Source organism: Actinoplanes siamensis, assembly GCF_016862395.1.
GTDB classification, from domain to species: Bacteria; Actinomycetota; Actinomycetes; order Mycobacteriales; family Micromonosporaceae; genus Actinoplanes; species Actinoplanes siamensis.
Genome location: NZ_BOMW01000026.1, coordinates 64,850 through 80,539 on the forward strand (window position 1 = coordinate 64,850; position 15,690 = coordinate 80,539).

General features: G+C 71.7%; 13 protein-coding genes. 9 read left to right on the forward strand and 4 right to left on the reverse strand.

The genetic code is table 11. The features are described from left to right. Positions 1–70: 70 nt before the first annotated feature. From Asi03nite_RS14060 to topA, 3 genes are all read left to right on the forward strand, one after another. The gene (locus Asi03nite_RS14060) at positions 71–601 is read left to right on the forward strand and encodes a hypothetical protein (RefSeq protein ID WP_203679934.1); all 531 of its coding nucleotides are present in this window, start codon (positions 71–73) and stop codon (positions 599–601) included. Positions 602–714: 113 nt separating this feature from the next. Further along, positions 715–1,356 carry a hypothetical protein gene (locus tag Asi03nite_RS14065; RefSeq protein WP_373872114.1) on the forward strand — a complete coding sequence of 214 codons (642 nt, stop codon included), beginning with the start codon at positions 715–717 and terminating at the stop codon, positions 1,354–1,356. Between the two features lie 200 nt (positions 1,357–1,556). After that, complete coding sequence (gene topA, locus Asi03nite_RS14070) at positions 1,557–4,340, forward strand: type I DNA topoisomerase (RefSeq protein WP_203679938.1); 2,784 nt, start codon at positions 1,557–1,559, stop codon at positions 4,338–4,340. Between the two features lies 1 nt (position 4,341). Here the strand turns inward: topA and Asi03nite_RS14075 are convergent, their stop codons facing one another. Continuing rightward, positions 4,342–5,640 (reverse strand): D-arabinono-1,4-lactone oxidase, encoded by a 1,299-nt coding sequence (locus Asi03nite_RS14075; protein ID WP_203679940.1) that lies wholly within the window; start codon positions 5,638–5,640, stop codon positions 4,342–4,344. Positions 5,641–5,755: 115 nt separating this feature from the next. On the opposite strand from Asi03nite_RS14075, the gene Asi03nite_RS14080 reads away from it, so the two are divergent. Next, positions 5,756–6,385, forward strand: a complete 630-nt coding sequence (locus Asi03nite_RS14080; protein WP_203679942.1) for a TetR/AcrR family transcriptional regulator — start codon at positions 5,756–5,758, stop codon at positions 6,383–6,385. A 16-nt stretch (positions 6,386–6,401) separates the two neighbouring features. Here the strand turns inward: Asi03nite_RS14080 and Asi03nite_RS14085 are convergent, their stop codons facing one another. After that, positions 6,402–7,607: an amino acid deaminase/aldolase gene (locus Asi03nite_RS14085; RefSeq protein WP_203679944.1), complete on the reverse strand. Its 1,206-nt coding sequence runs from the start codon at positions 7,605–7,607 to the stop codon at positions 6,402–6,404. 233 nt (positions 7,608–7,840) lie between these two features. Between Asi03nite_RS14085 and tmk the strand changes: the two genes are divergently transcribed. After that, the gene (gene tmk / locus Asi03nite_RS14090; protein ID WP_239102674.1) at positions 7,841–10,033 is read left to right on the forward strand and encodes a dTMP kinase; all 2,193 of its coding nucleotides are present in this window, start codon (positions 7,841–7,843) and stop codon (positions 10,031–10,033) included. Here the strand turns inward: tmk and Asi03nite_RS14095 are convergent. Continuing rightward, positions 10,023–11,243: an SGNH/GDSL hydrolase family protein gene (locus tag Asi03nite_RS14095; RefSeq protein WP_203679946.1), complete on the reverse strand. Its 1,221-nt coding sequence runs from the start codon at positions 11,241–11,243 to the stop codon at positions 10,023–10,025. The genes tmk and Asi03nite_RS14095 overlap by 11 nt on opposite strands. A 196-nt stretch (positions 11,244–11,439) precedes the next feature. On the opposite strand from Asi03nite_RS14095, the gene Asi03nite_RS14100 reads away from it, so the two are divergent. After that, a complete protein-coding gene (locus tag Asi03nite_RS14100) occupies positions 11,440–12,537 on the forward strand; it encodes an endo-1,4-beta-xylanase (protein WP_203679948.1) in 1,098 nt (365 codons plus the stop codon). A 129-nt stretch (positions 12,538–12,666) separates the two neighbouring features. Here the strand turns inward: Asi03nite_RS14100 and Asi03nite_RS14105 are convergent, their stop codons facing one another. Beyond that, complete coding sequence (locus Asi03nite_RS14105; RefSeq protein ID WP_239102675.1) at positions 12,667–13,863, reverse strand: DNA polymerase III subunit delta'; 1,197 nt, start codon at positions 13,861–13,863, stop codon at positions 12,667–12,669. 469 nt (positions 13,864–14,332) lie between these two features. Between Asi03nite_RS14105 and Asi03nite_RS14110 the strand changes: the two genes are divergently transcribed. Genes Asi03nite_RS14110 through Asi03nite_RS14120 form a run of 3 tightly spaced genes read left to right on the forward strand, consistent with a single transcriptional unit; the run spans position 14,333 to position 15,556 of the window. After that, complete coding sequence (locus tag Asi03nite_RS14110) at positions 14,333–14,659, forward strand: YbaB/EbfC family nucleoid-associated protein (RefSeq protein WP_203679950.1); 327 nt, start codon at positions 14,333–14,335, stop codon at positions 14,657–14,659. A gap of 1 nt (position 14,660) precedes the next feature. Further along, the gene (locus tag Asi03nite_RS14115) at positions 14,661–14,957 is read left to right on the forward strand and encodes a type VII secretion target (RefSeq protein WP_203679952.1); all 297 of its coding nucleotides are present in this window, start codon (positions 14,661–14,663) and stop codon (positions 14,955–14,957) included. Further along, a complete protein-coding gene (locus tag Asi03nite_RS14120; RefSeq protein WP_203679954.1) occupies positions 14,957–15,556 on the forward strand; it encodes a hypothetical protein in 600 nt (199 codons plus the stop codon). The genes Asi03nite_RS14115 and Asi03nite_RS14120 overlap by 1 nt, the downstream gene beginning before the upstream one ends. The last annotated feature ends 134 nt before the right edge of the window (positions 15,557–15,690 follow it).

The window sequence follows — 15,690 nt, forward strand, 5'->3', positions numbered from 1 at the left end:
GCCGGGTGCCCGTTCCCATTGACTCGATCGAGGTGTGTGGAGTGCCCCGCGGAGGCCGTACGCTGCTCCCATGCGCGTGGTCCGAACGATCTCCCTCGCTCTCGTCCTCGTGCTCGCCGTGCCGCTGGGCGCCTGCTCCTCCGGGCACAACGCCGAGGCCTGGGCCGCCTCGGTGTGCACCGCGCTGGCTCCGTGGCGCAGCGAGATCAGCACCATGACCACCCGTACCCAGCAGCAGATGACCGCGCGCACCACGCCCGGCCAGGCGAAGGAGAACCTCGCCCGGCTCTTCGAGGGCGCCCGGGCGGCCAGCGAGACGGCTCGGGCGGGCGTGGAGCGGGCCGGGGCGCCGGACGTCACCGACGGGCCGGAGATCGCCGCGGCCTTCGTCGGCTCGCTGGCCGGTATGCGCGACGCGTACCGGAACGCCCACGACGGCATCGAGGCGCTCACCACCACTCCGGCCGCCACGTTCTACACCGAGGTCGGCAAGGTGGTGGACCGGCTGAACACGGAGTACGACAAGAGCGGCCTGGACACCTCGAAGCTGGACTCGGTGGAGCTCAGAGACGCCTTCGAGTCGCTGCCCGAGTGTCAATGACCGAGACCGGGTGGCCGCTCATACCGCGCGAGACCCTGCCTCCGCCGATACCTGTGGAGCGGCGTCCGCACCAGCGCGGCGTGCCCGGGACCCCGGGTGGCCGCCAGCTGTCGATGTTCGGCGCGGAGACGATCGAGCCGTCGCCGGCCGATCTCGCCGGGCTGCTGGCCGGTCCGGGCCGGCTGGGGCGCATCGGCGGGACGGCCCGGGTGTCCGTGGTCGTCGAGGAGGCGTGGCGGGTGCACGTGCTGGTCGCCGAGTTCGTCGCGCGGAACCTGACCGCCACCTGGGCGCCGGTGCCGGAGGAGAAACCGCGAGATCAAGATCAAGACTCGATCGAGGTACGGGCCGAGTCGCCCGGCCCCGGGGAAACGCCCGGGGAAGAGGAGATTCTCGACACTCCGGTGCCCCGTTTCGAGGTGCGTACGGCGTACTCCCGAAGATTGAACGCCCTGGCGGCCGCCTGGCCGGACGCCGCCGCCCAGCTCTTCCTCTCCGGTCCCCGGCTGCGGCTGTGGGTGGCCGCCGCCGGATCGCCCCGGCCGGGCGGCTTCCGGCTCGGCCTGGACCCCGCCAAGGACGCCCGCGCGATCGACGCCGCGCTGGTCCGGGCCGGTTTGGCCGGGCGGGTGTCGGAAGACGGACGGTCGTATCTCATCACCGGTCGTCGAAGGCTGATCCGGCTCGCCGAACTGGTCGGAATCCGTCCCGAGGCGGCGCCGCCGGAGTCGTGGCCGGGCGGCGCGGGTGCATGATCTTCCTGGATTGTGTCCGACATAACAGTGTCCTCCCGGTGTACGGTGTCGCGGTCGGACGCGTGCGGTGGCCGGACCGTTACCATCCGACTGCGGGGTTGCCCGGGAATGAGTGCTTGTCCGGCGCGTTACGTTGAACATCTGTGCCTCGCCGGGTGCGACAACGGGGAGCGCCGAGGATCGAAACAACTGGGAGTGCCGTGCCGAGTGACACCAGGACGACCCGTCTGGTCATCGTCGAGTCCCCGTCGAAGGCCAAGACGATCGCCGGTTATCTGGGCCCCGACTATCTGGTCGAGGCCTCCGTCGGCCATATCCGTGATCTGCCGCGCAACGCCGACGAGGTCCCGGCGAAGTACAAGGGGCAGCCGTGGGCACGCCTGGGCGTCGATGTCGACAACGGCTTCCACGCCCTCTACGTGGTCTCCGACAGCCGCAAGCAGCAGGTGGCCAAGCTGCAGAAGCTGGCCAAGGAGGTCGACGAGATCTTCCTCGCCACCGATGAGGACCGCGAGGGCGAGGCGATCGCCTGGCACCTGGTCGAGACGATCAAGCCCAAGGTGCCGGTCAAGCGGATGGTCTTCCACGAGATCACCAAGCCGGCCATCCAGGCGGCCGTGGCGAACCCGCGCGACATCGACCGCTCCCTGGTCGACGCGCAGGAGGCCCGCCGCATCCTGGACCGGCTCTACGGCTACGAGGTCAGCCCGGTCCTGTGGAAGAAGGTGATGCGCGGCCTGTCCGCGGGCCGCGTGCAGTCGGTCGCCACCCGGATCGTGGTGGAGCGCGAACGCCAGCGCATGGCGTTCCGCACCGCGGAGTACTGGGACATCCTGGCCCAGCTCTCGGTCCAGGGCCCGGCCGAGGGCGCCCGCTCCTTCCCGGCCACGCTGATCGCGCTGGACGGCGACCGGATCGCCACCGGCAAGGACTTCGAGCCCACCACCGGGCAGCTCCGGCCGGGATCCGGCGCGGTGCAGCTGGACGCCGCCGGCGCCCGCGGGCTGGCCGCCCGGCTGCAGGGCAGCCCGTTCCGGGTCACCCGCGTCGAGGAGAAGCCGTACCGCCGCCGGCCGTACGCGCCGTTCATCACCTCCACGCTGCAGCAGGAGGCGGCCCGCAAGCTGCGTACCTCCTCGGCACAGACGATGCGCACCGCGCAGAGCCTGTACGAGAAGGGCTACATCACCTACATGCGTACGGACTCGGTGAACCTCTCCGAGACCGCCGTCGCCGCCGCCCGGCGGCAGATCGCCGAGCTCTACGGGGCGAACAACGTTCCGCCGCAGCCGCGCCGCTACACCACCAAGGCGAAGAACGCGCAGGAGGCGCACGAGGCGATCCGCCCCGCCGGGGACAACTTCCGCACCCCCGGCGAGGTCGCCAAGGAGCTGAGCAGCGAAGAGTTCCGGCTCTACGAGCTGATCTGGCGCCGCACCATCGCGTCGCAGATGACCGACGCGGTCGGCAACTCGGTGAGCGTCCGGATCCGGGCGGTCTCCACGGCGAACGAGGAGGCCGACTTCTCCGCGTCCGGCAAGACGATCACCGACCCCGGCTTCCTCCGGGCCTACGTGGAGTCCTCCGACGACGAGAACGCCGAGGCCGAGGACGCCGAGCGCCGCCTGCCGAACCTGGTGAAGGACCAGGCGCTGACCGCCGACGAGCTGAACGCGGTCGGCCACCACACCACGCCCCCGGCGCGGTACACCGAGGCCTCGCTGGTCAAGGCGTTGGAGGAGCTGGGCATCGGCCGTCCCTCCACGTACTCGTCGATCATGCAGACCATCCAGGACCGCGGCTACGTGGAGAAGCGCGGCCAGGCGATGATCCCGTCGTTCCTGGCGTTCGCGGTGATCGGCCTGCTGGAGGGGCACTATCCCCGGCTGGTGGACTACAACTTCACCGCGGCCATGGAGGGGCAGCTCGACGACATCGCCGCCGGCGACGGCACCCAGCTGGACTTCCTCACCTCGTTCTACTTCGGCAGCCAGGCCAGCGGGGCGGACGAGGAGATCGCCAAGGCCGGCGGCCTGAAGAAGATGGTGACCGAGAACCTCAGCGCGATCGACGCGCGCGAGGTCAACTCGATCCCGCTCTTCACCGACGAGCAGAACCGGCAGGTCGTCGTCCGGGTCGGCAAGTTCGGGCCGTACCTGCAGCGCAGGGCGGCCCAGGTAGCCGAGGGCGAGGAGCCGGCCGAGGATCGCGCGTCGATCCCGGAGGGGCTGGCCCCCGACGAGCTGACCCCGGAGAAGGTGGAGGAGCTCTTCCTCGCCGGCAACGGGGACCGGACGCTCGGCGAGGACCCGGTGACCGGCGAGCCGGTGCTGCTCAAGTCCGGCCGGTTCGGGGCGTACGTGCAGAGCGGTGAGCGCAGTTCGTCGCTGTTCGCCTCGCAGTCGCCGCAGACCCTGACGCTGGAGCAGGCGCTGCAGCTGCTGACGCTGCCCCGGGTGGTCGGCAAGGACGCCGAGGGCAACGAGATCGTGGCGCGCAACGGGCGGTACGGGCCGTACATCTCCCGGCTCAAGGACTCCCGCTCGCTGGAGAGCGAGGAGCGGCTCTTCACCATCAGCCTGGACGAGGCGCTCGCGCTGCTGGCCACGCCGAAGGTGCGGGGCCAGCGCGGCGCGCCCAAGCCGCCGCTGCGCGACCTGGGCGGGGTCGACCCGGTGTCGGAGAAGCCGCTGCTGGTCAAGGACGGCCGGTTCGGGCCGTACGTGACCGACGGCGAGACCAACGTGACGTTGCGGCGCGGGCAGACGCCCGAGGAACTGACCCTGGAGCAGGCGATCGAGATGATCGCCGAGAAGCGGGCGAAGGGTCCGGTCAAGAAGGCGGCGAAGAAGGCGCCCGCCAAGAAGGCCGCCGCGACGAAGAAGGCGACTCCGGCCAAGAAGACGGCCGCCGCCGCGAAGAAGGCGGCCACGCCGGCGAAGAAGGCGGCCGCTCCGAAGAAGGCCACGGCCGCCAAGGAGTGAGCTAGTTCCCGAGGACCCGGTCCAGGTAGTCGTTGGTGAAGACCCGGGCCGGGTCGAGGCGGTCCCGCACGGCGAGGAAGTCGTCGAAGCGTTCGTACGCCGGGCGCAGGTCCGCCGCCGTCCGGTAGTGCAGCTTGCCCCAGTGCGGCCGCCCGCCCAGCGGCTCGCAGAGCGCCTCCAGGGCCCGGAAGTACGGCTCGTACGGGCAGCCGAGGTACTGGTGCACGGCGACGTAGGCGGACTCCCGCCCGTAGCCGTGCGACAGCCACAGGTCGTCCGGCCCGGTGAACCGCACCTCGACCGGGAACAGCACCTTGAACGGCAGCGCCTCGATCAGCCGGGGCAGCGCGTCGATCACCTCGGGCAGGGCGGCGCGGGGGATCTCGTACTCCATCTCGGTGAAGCGCACCCGCCGGGAGCTGCAGAAGACCCGGTCGGACCGGCCGGTGTAGCTACGCGGGCTCAGTGCCCGGGCGGCGACCGAGTTGAGAGCCGGCACCACGCCCGGCATCTTCTGACCGATTTTGCAGACACCTTGAAAAACCGTGTTGGACAGGAACTCGTCGTCCAGCCAGCCACGGAACCGCGGCAGCGGCCGGTCGTGCTCGGGAACGATGTTGTTGATCTTCACCTGGGCCCGGGCGGTGTACGGGTACCAGAAGAACTCCACGTGATCGTTGGCCGGTACCCAGTCCTCGATGCCGGCCAGCACGTCCGGCAGCGGCATCGGCTTCTCGTCGGCGAGCAGGACGAACGCCGGCACGCAGCGCAGGGTCACCTCGACGAGCACGCCGAGCGCGCCCAGGCCCACCACGGCGGCGGGGAACTCGGGGGACGTCCGGTCGTACCCCTCGATCCGGCCGCTCGCGGTCACCATGGTCACCGCCTCCACGCTGGAGGCCAGCGTGGAGTGCGCGATGCCGGTGCCGTGGGTGGCCGTGGAGATCGCGCCGGCCACCGTCTGCGCGTCGATGTCGCCCAGGTTCGGCAGGGCCAGGCCGTGCCGGTCGAGCACCACGTTCAGTGTGGACAGCGGCATCCCGGCCTGTACGGTGACCAGCGGCCCGTCCACCGAGACCAGCTGGTTCAGCCGGTGCAGCAGCATCCGCCGGTCGTCGGCGACCGCGATGGCGGTGAAGGAGTGCCCGCTCCCCACCACCTTGATCCGCCGGCCGTCCCGCGCCGCGGCGCTGACCATGGCGGCCACCTCGTCGATGCTCGCGGGAGTGAGCACCTCCGCGACGGACTGCTGGTTCCGGCCCCAGTTCGTCCACCGGCGGGCGTCAACGGGTGTAGTCATTCCGGCTTTTGTCCTCCGTCCGAGCGGACACCAGCACCTGGCGTCCCGTCGATGCGCCTCGCTCGTTGATCCGAGTAACGTTCGATTTATAAACGCTGAGAGGGAGTGGCGACGCGTGTCGACACCAACCGTCAGCACCGGACCGCTGCGGCGGGTTCCGGTGCAGGGCAGAAGCGTTGCCCGGGTACAGCGCATGCTCGATGCCTGCGCCGAGCTGGTGGACGAGGTGGGCTACGAGGGCCTGACCACCACGCTGCTGGCCGAGCGGGCCGAGGTCGCCATCGGCTCGGTCTACCAGTTCTTCCCGGACAAACGGGCCATCGTCCAGGCCCTGGCGCTGCGCAACATGGACGCCTACCTGCAGAGCCTCTCCGACCGGTTCGCGGCGGAGACGTTCACGCACTGGTGGGACGCGGTGGACGCGGCCATAGACGGCTACATCCACATGCACCGCAGCGTTCCGGGTTTCCGCACGTTGCACTTCGGCGACGTCGTCGACCTGCACCTGCTCGACTCGGACCGGGACAACAACGCGGTGATCGCGGAGCGACTCGCCGAGCTGCTGGTCGAGCAGTTCCAGCCGATCGACCGGGCCCGGGTCCGGTTCGCGCTGCAGATCTCGGTGGAGGCCGCCGACGCGCTGATCAAGCTGGCGTTCCGGCGCGACCAGAACGGGGACGAGGCCGTGCTGGGCGAGGCGAAGGCACTGATCCGGGAGTATCTGCACCGGCACGTCCAGGCCTGAGCCGGTCCCCGCGGGTTCAGCCCAGGAAGGCATGGCCCTCGCCCCGGTACGTCGGGGTCGGCGTGGCTGTCCTGCCGTCGATCAGCTGCACTGCGTTGACGTGCTCGCACAGTTCGCCGGCCTTGGCGTGACGGAACCACACCCGGTCGCCCGGGCGCAGCCGCTCGGCGGCCGCACCCAGCAGCGGCGTCTGCACCTCGCCGGGCCCCTCGTCACCCCTGAACGACAGGCCCTCGGGCAGGTACGGCTGGGGCAGCCGGGACGCCTCGGCCGGCCCGGAGGCGATCCAGCCGCCGCCGAGCACTGTCGCGATCCGCGGCGCCGGGCGGCGGACCACGGAGAGCGCGAAGAACGCCGCGGGGGTGGGCCGCCAGCTGCGGTACGCGTCGAACAGGGTGGGCCCGTAGAGGCCGGAACCCGCGGTGACCTCGGTGACCGCGGGATCGGCGCTGGTCGCCGCGACGCTGCCGGTTCCGCCGCCGTTGACGTACTCCAGGTCGGTGTGCGCCCGGACCGCCCGCACCGCCGCGGCCCGGCGGGCGACCAGCTCCGGGAAGGCTTGGCGCTGCATCAGCCGGATGGCGCGGGCGCGCAGCGCGCGGCCCGGCGGGTCGTCACCGACCCCGGCGATGTGTGCCTCGTAGCACATCAGCCCGACCAGTCGGAACCCCGGCCGGGCGGAGATCGTGCGGGCCAGCGCGCCGGCCTGCGCGGCCGAGTGCACCGGGGAGCGGCGGACGCCCACGTGCAGCGGACCGGCCGGCTTCCAGGAGGCGTCCAGTTCCAGGCAGAGCCGTACCGGCGGGCGGTTCGCGGGCCGCGACACCCGGTCGACCAGATCCAGCTGGGACGGGTGGTCCACCATCAGCGAGATCGCCGCGGCCAGCTTCTCGTCGCCGGCCAGTTCGCGCAGCGCGGCCCGGTCCGCTGTCGGGTACGCCACCAGCGCGTCGTCGGTCACCCCGTGGCGCACCAGCCAGATCGCCTCAGGAAGTGTGTACGCCATCACACCGCGCCACCCGGGCCGGGCCAGCACCCGTTCCAGCAGGGCCCGGCAGCGCACCGATTTGGTGGCCACCCGGATCGGTTTGCCGGCCGCACGGGTCGTCAGGCGGTCCGCGTTGTCGTCGAACGCGGCCAGGTCGACCACCGCGATCGGGGTCTCCAGGTGGTCGGTGGCCGTCTCCAGTCGCTGGCGCAGAGTGTTGCGGTCGGTGAGCACACCGGCACGCTATCCCGATGCGAATCAATGCGAAAGACATTCATCTCTGCTCCACTCGATGGTGCGAAACGCCGGTGACCTGCGGCGAGCGGATACAGTGCTCCGAGCAGTGACCACGGGGAGGTAGGGCCATCAACACGGAAAGCCGCCAGGAGACCGCGCCGGTCGACCTATCGGGCGCGGCCGCGCTCCGCTCCGTCCTCCGGATCCGCCCGTTCCGCCGCCTCTGGCTGGTGCTCGGCGCCGCCTCGTTCGGCGACTGGATCGGCCTGCTGGCCACCGGTCTCTTCGCGTCCGCGCAGTTCAGCAACTCGGCGGCGCAGGGCGCGGCGTTCGGCGGCACGATCGCCGTCCGCCTGCTGCCGGCGCTGCTGCTCGGGCCGATCGCCGGCGTGTTCGCCGACCGGTTCGACAGGCGGTACACGATGGTGATCACCGACCTGATCAGATTCGTGTTCTACGGCTCGATCCCGGTGGTCGCGCTGGTCGGCGCGTCACCCGCGCTGGTCGTGACGTGGGCGACGATCGCCACGTTCGTCGGCGAGACGATCACGCTGATCTGGATCCCGGCCAAGGAGGCCGCGGTTCCGAACCTGCTCCAGCACAAGTCCCAGATCGAGGTCTCCAACCAGCTGACGCTGGTCACGACGTACGGCATCACCCCGATCCTGGCCGCCCTCGGCCTGTCCGCGCTGACCGCAGGCGTCCAGCACTCCGGCGTCGCGCTGCCCGACTGGGCGCAGCCGGTGCAGCTGGCGCTGTACCTGAACGCGCTGTCCCGCCTGGCCACCGCGCTCGTGGTGTTCTTCGGCATCCGGGAGATCGGCGGTAAGAGCGCGGAACGCCAGCAGGCCGCCGAGCAGAGCATGTTCCACCAGTTCCTGGACGGCTGGAAGTACATCGGACGCACCCCGCTGGTCCGCGGCCTGGTGCTGGGCATCTTCGGCGCGTTCGCGGCCGGGGGTGTGGTGATCGGCGCGGCCCGCACCTACGCCACCTCGCTCGGCGCCGGCGAGGCCGCGTTCTACCTGCTCTTCGGCACCATCTTCCTGGGCCTGGCGGTCGGCATCGGCCTCGGCCCGATGATCGTCAAGGAGCTGTCCCGGCGCCGCTGGTTCGGCATGAACATCGTGCTGGCCAGCGGCTCGGTGATGTTCCTGGGCCTGGCCTTCCACCTGTCCATGGCCCTGGTCGGCGCGCTGCTGGTGGGCGCCGGCGCGGGCATGGCCTTCCTGGCCGGCACCACCCTGCTCTACGGCGAGGTGGACGACGCGGTCCGCGGCCGGGTCTTCGCCGTGGTGCAGATCGGCGTCCGGATGGTGTTGCTGCTCGCGATCACCCTGGCCGGCCTGCTGGTCGGCCTGGGCAGCTCCCGCCGGCTCGACCTGGGCGTGGCCAGCGTGGACGTCTCGTCCACGCGGGTGCTGCTGCTGGTGGCCGGCGCGGTCGGGATCTGGGTGGGAATCGGCTCGTTCCGGCAGATGGACGACAAGAAGGGCGTGCCGATCCTGGCCGACCTGATCGGCTCGGTCCGCGGGCGGCCACTCGCCCCGCCGGAGGAGTTCGTCCGCACCGGGGTGTTCGTGGTCTTCGAGGGCGGTGAGGGAGCCGGCAAGTCGACGCAGGTCACCCGGCTGGCCGACAAGCTGCTGGCGGAAGGCCGGGACGTGGTGGTGACCCGGGAGCCGGGAGCCACGGATCTCGGTGGCCGGATCCGCGGGCTGGTGCTCGACCACTCCGAGGACGGGCCGTCGCCCCGGGCCGAGGCGCTGCTCTACGCGGCCGACCGCGCCCATCACGTGGCCACCCTGGTCCGGCCGGCGCTGGCCCGGGGCGCGGTGGTGATCAGCGACAGGTATGTGGACTCCTCGCTGGCCTACCAGGGGGCCGGGCGGACCCTGCCGGTGCAGGAGATCTCCTGGCTGTCGTCCTGGGCCACCGGCGGGTTGAAGCCGGACCTGGTGGTGCTGCTGGACGTGGACCCGGGGGTGGGCCTGGGGCGGGTCGGCGCCCGGGGGGCGGGGGCGGACCGGCTGGAGAGCGAGTCGAAGGCGTTCCACGAGCGGGTGCGGTACGCCTTCCTCGACCTGGCCGCGGCCGACCCGAAGCGGTACCTGGTGCTGGACGCGGCGCGGCCGACCGACGAGATCGCCGCCGCGGTGGCGGCCCGCCTCGCCGATCTTGTCGGCGAGCCGCCCACGCCTGCACCGTCCGCGCCTGCTACGTCCGGCTCCTCCGCTTCGCCGTCTCCTGAGGCTTCCGCGTCGGGCTCGCCTGCCGCGCCGTCTCCCGAGACTTCCGGGCCGGTCGCGCCGCCTTCCGCCTCCGGCTCGCCTTCAGCGCCGGGCTCGTCATCGAAGTCCTCGCCATCGGCCTTGGAGGAGATGGCCGAGGTTCTGGATCTGGACGAGACCCCTAAATCCTGAAAAGCCGCAGAGGTACGGCGGCGGCCATCGCGGCCATCCCGGCGTCGTTGGGGTGCAGGTGGTCGCCGCTGTCATAGGCGGCACGCAGGCGCAACGGATCCCCCGGATCCCGCACCGCCGCGTCGAAGTCGATCACCGCGTCGTACTCCCCGGACGTCCGGATCCACCGGTTGAGCGTGGACCGCTTGCGCTCGTTCTCCGCGCTGTAGAACCCGAGCGTGTCGTCCTTGAAGGGCAACACCGTCGCGCCGTACGCCCGCAGCCCCGCCTGATGCGCCCGCGCGATCAACTGCCGGTGCCCCCAGATCAGATCGTCCGCGCCGACCACCTCGTCGAGTGGCGCCGACGTGCCCGGATGTCCGAGATCGTTCACCCCGAGCAGGACGATCAGGAACTTCGCGCCCGGCTGGGCCAGCACGTCCCTGTCGAACCGGCGCAGCGCGCTCTGCCCGAAGTACGCCGCGTACCCCACCGCCGGGCTGCCGGCCGGTGGGTTCGGGTCGTGCAGCAGCCGGTTCCCGGAGACGCCCACGTTGGCCACGCCCAGGCTGTGTCCCAGCCGCGCCGAGAGCAGGTCGGGCCAGCGGTGGTTGGCGTTCGCCGCGGTGTTCGCGCCGTTGGTGATCGAGTCGCCGAGCGTGACGATCGCCCCGCCGGACGCGAGCACGCTCACCCCGGACAGGAACAGGTACTGCTGGATCGTGCCGGTGGGCGTGACGTCCCGGGCCGCTGTCACGTTGCCGTCGGCGATCACGTTGTCCTGGAAGGCGAACGCGGCAAGCGTGGTGACCGGCGTGCGGTCCGGCAGGTACATGCTGATCACCAGGTTGGTCCCGCCGGGGACGCGCAGGTCGACGGGGTCGCTGACGATCGGCGCGCCGGCCGGGACGGTCACCGCCGTACGGCCGCCGAAGGTGACCCGCCGCCGGGCGACGCGGACCTCGCCGATCCGCAGCGGTGTCTCGCCGAACTCGTTGGTCAGGCGGATCCGCAGTTGGCTGCCTCCGACGCCGACGTGCACGGTCTGCCGCACGGTCTGATCCTCCAGGACCAGGGGAGGGGCCGGCGGGATTGTCGTCGGGACCGCCGCCCAGGTGGCGATCCAGCGTTTCTCCCGCCCCACGCCCTCGGCGACGGCCGGGCTCTCGTAGAGCGCGCCGGCGGCCGCGGCGCCTGCGGAAAGAGCGAGGACCTGGCGTCTGGTGGACATCACACGCTCCGAAAGTTTCGGAAATCTCCGGGACAGATCTTCGTAACCTAGAGCCGGTGATCTATGGCGTCAAGGGCAGAATATCGGCTGCTGCTCCATGCGAATGCTCGGATATTCACCGATGGACACGTCGACGACATCAATGCACTGTGCATAACGTTTCGGCAAGTCCCCGTAACTTTCGGAGGCGCATCAGATGAGATTCGGTCGCATAGCCGCGTTCCTGGCGGTCAGCCTGGCCGTGGCCGGTTCCGCGCCGGCCAGTGCTCACCCGTCCACCCCCGGCGCCCACCCGGCTGGTTCAGCGCCGGCCGGCGCACGCCCATCGGTGGACGACGGTCCGCAGCGGGCCGCGGCGCGCGGTTCCGGCGTACGGGTCGGCACCGCCGTCGACATGGCCGCGCTCGCCGCCGACGCGCCGTACCAGCAGGCCGTCGCCCGCGAGTTCGACTCGGTCACCCCGGAGAACGTGATGAAGTGGGAGGCCGTCGAACCGCAGCCCGGCGTCTACGACTGGTCCGCCGCCGACCAGCTCGTCGACTTCGCCCGCAAGAACGGCCAACTCGTCCGCGGGCACACCCTCGTCTGGCACAGCCAGAACCCGTCCTGGCTGACCGAGGACGCCTACAGCCCCGCGCAGCTGCGCACGCTGCTGCGCAAGCACATCCTCGACGAGGTCGGCCACTTCAAGGGCCGGGTCTGGGCGTGGGACGTGGCCAACGAGGTCTTCAACGAGGACGGCACGCTCCGTGACACCATCTGGCTGCGCGCGCTCGGCCCCGGCTATATCGCCGACGCGTTCCGTTGGGCTCACCAGGCCGACCCCAAGGCGCTGCTGTTCCTGAACGACTACAACAACGAAGGCGTGAACGCGAAGAGTGACGCCTACTATGCCCTGGCCAAGCGGCTGCGCGCCCAAGGCGTGCCGGTCCACGGCTACGGCATGCAGGGCCACCTCGCCGTCCAGTACGGCTTCCCCGGCGACGTCCTGCAGAACGTCCGGCGCTTCGACGCGCTCGGCGTGAAGACCGCGTTCACCGAGGTCGACGTGCGGATGCTGCTGCCGGCGGACTCGGCGAAGGTGCAGGCGCAGGCGGAGGGCTTCGGGTTGCTGCTGCGGGCCTGCCTGCTGGCCAGGAGCTGCGTCTCGTACACCGTCTGGGGTTTCACGGACAAGTACTCGTGGGTGCCGGGCGTCTTCAGCGGGGAGGGCTCGGCGACGCTGTACGACGAGAACCTGCAGCCCAAGCCGGCCTACGACACGGTCCGCGAGACGTTCCTGCTGGCCCGCTGACGCCTCGCCGGACGCGTCAGGGATCTGGCCCACCGACTGCCGACCTGGCACGCTGATCCCCGGCAACGAAGACCAGGCTGCGCCGGCACCGTCCGCCGGCGCAGCCTCTTCGCCGCGTCGGGCGGCTGCTCAGCCCTTCCAGAGGCCGAGCATCATGGCCTCCACGGCGATCTCCGGCTTGACGTTCTGGTTGATCGACTCGCGGCAGGCCAGCACGGCCTCCAGGCGGCGCAGCGTGCTCTCCGCCGTCCACTTCCGCGCCGCCGCCTCGGACTGCGGAGCCACGTCCCCGTGCACCACGGGCACCGGCGCCCGCAGCGAGGTGACCAGCACATCCCGGTAGAACCCGGCCAGGTCCACCAGCGCCCGGTCGAGCGCGTCCCGCTGCGCCCGGGTGGCCCGCGACTTCTGCCGCTTCTCCAGATCCTTGATCTGCCCGGCGGCCCCGCGCATCGCCCCGGCCGCCCCGCGCCCGGTGCCGCCCGCCCCGAGCGCCTGCTCCAGCGCCGAACGCTCGGCCGCGTCGAAGTCCACCACGCTCGCGGCGGCCTCCGCCTTGGCCGACTGCACCAGCGCCGCCGCCACGTCGAAGCAGGCGCCGACGCCGGTCAGCCGTTTCGGCACCGCCAGCACGGCCTCCCGCCGGGCCCGGGCCTCCGGATCCGCGGCCAGCAGCCGGGCCCGGGTGATGTCGCCCTGCGCCGCCGCGGCCGCCCAGAAGGCGGTGTCCGCGGCCATCCCGTCCCGCTCCACCAGAGCGGCGGCCACCACGTCCGCCGGCGGCTGGCGCAGCGCCACCACCCGACACCGTGACCGGATGGTCACCGAGATGTCGTCCGGATGGGTGGACGGCGTGCAGAGCAGGAAGACCGTCCGGGGCGGCGGCTCCTCGATCGCCTTGAGCAGCGCGTTCCCCGCGGCCTCGGTGAGCCGGTCGGCATCCTCGATCACGACGACCTGCCAGCGCCCGCCCGACGGGGCGGTGGCCGCCCGCAACACCAGCGCCCGCATCTCCCCGACGCCGATGGACAGCCCCTCCGGGACCACGAACCGCACGTCCGCATGCGTCTTCCCGAGCACGGTGCGGCAGCCGTGGCACTCCCCGCACCCGGCCCCGTCCCGCTCACACTCCAGCGCCGCCGCGAACGCCCGCGCCGCCAGCGACCGCCCCGCCCCGGGCGGCCCGGTGAAGATCCAGGCGTGGGTCATCGACCCGCTGCCGACCTGCTCCCCGGCCACCACGCGCGCGGCCGCCCCGGCGGCCCGCCGAAGCGTCTCGACCGCTTCGTCCTGCCCGACCAGGTCCGAGAACACTCCATGACTCACCCGACGATGGTATTGCGCACCCCCGACGAACTCCCGGACCGGTCATCCGCGGCCCCGCCGCGCTCGCCCGCGTCCATGCCCGCCCGTATGGCTTTCGCGACAATCCGCTCCGGCCTGCGCCGCCTGCGCACGCTCCGCCCGCGCGCCACTGGCGTGCGCCCGTCCGCCTACGCGGCTCCTCCCCTGGCTTCTTCCTTGATCAGGTTCTGGACCGTGTCGCCCGTCCGCCTACGCGGCTCCCCCCACCTCCCGCTTCCTCCGGTTCGCCGGGCCCACCTCGTACCACCGCCTCCTGCCCTTTCTTATATCGCTTCCGAAGGTGACCGAGCGTGGTTATCCACAGGGATCGTGGTGGCGTTGCGTTCATGGCCGGGAGTTATCCACAGAGGACGCCACGGGCCCCGCGATCCCGGTAGATTCGGGTTCCGGAACGCGACGGCGGCATGACTCGTGGTGAGGAGCCTGGTGCATGGCCCGGGAGATCGACGAGACGTGGATCGACGACGCGATCGATCGCTACAAGCGCGTCGAGACGCTGCGCGCCGAGTTCGACAGGGCCGTGGCGGCGCACCAGGTCTCGGTGCACTCGCCGGACCAGTCGATCGAGGTGGTGGTGACCGCGGCCGGCGACATCGTGGACGTCCGGGTTCGCGACGACCTGAGCAGGCGCGAAGCCGCCGAGTTCTCCCGCGAGCTGAAGGCGGTCGTCACCAGCGCCACCGAGGCGGCCCGTTGGGCGCGGGAGAAGCTGCACGCCGAGGTGTTCGGCTCGTTCCGCTCGTTGGAGGGCTTCTGACATGGACCGACTCGCCGATCAGATCGACCGGGCGGCCGCCGCCCTGGCCACAGTGGACCACCGGGTGCCACGGCTGCTGCCGGCCGCGGAGGCGTTCGGCGCCGACGACACCGGCCGCCCCGGCCGGCTCGGGCGCCGGCTGCACGAAACCTGGGCAGCGGTCCTGCAGGCCCGGGTCGACGAGGCCGCCGAGCTGGCCACCCGGCTGTCGGATCTCGCCGAGTCCGTCCGCAGCAACGCCCGGGACTACGCCGCCACCGACGACGCGGTCCGCCACCGCTTCCTGCGAGGGCTCTGATGGACCGGCTCGATGATCTGCTGGCCGCCACCGAGCCGCTGTTGAGCCGGGTCGACCAGGTGTTCTCCGCGGCGGGTGCCCCGCAGGCGCACGGTGTCTGGTCCGAGCTGCGCCGCGTGCGGCTGCTCCCGGGCGACGCCGTCCGCGCTGTCGCCGCGTTGCGCCCGGCCGCCTTGGCGGATGCCGCGCCGCAGCTCCGGGCCCAGGCTCAGGCCTGCGTCGACACGGCTGACGCGCTTCCGCCGGCCGGTGCCTGGACGGGTGAAGCCGCCGAGGCGTACGAGTCCGCCCGACGCCGCACCGCCGAGCAGCTCACCGCGGGTCCCGACAGCCTGTCCCGCCGCATGACCGCCACCGCCGACCTGGCCGACGCCCTCACCGATTGGATGGCCCACACCCGAAATGTCCTGGCGGCGGCTCTGGGTGAGGTTCTCACCTCGGCCGAGGCGCTGACCGTGCTGACCGGTGGCGGTTTCCCCGAGCCGTCCGAGACCGAAGCCGCTGCCGGGATCGCCGCGCATCTCCTGCAAGCGATCGCCGACGCCTACGACCGAGCGGAGACTCTCCTCGACGACGCCCGTTCGCTGCGATCCACCTGATCCGGCCGGCCGCGGTCTCCCGGCCGGCTGTGTCTCCCGGCCGGCGGCGTCGGGGCCGGATCGTCCACACCGAGCACCGACGTCGCGACGGCTTCGCCCCGGGGCAGACCTGGCGTCCGCGCGCCGGTGTTCAC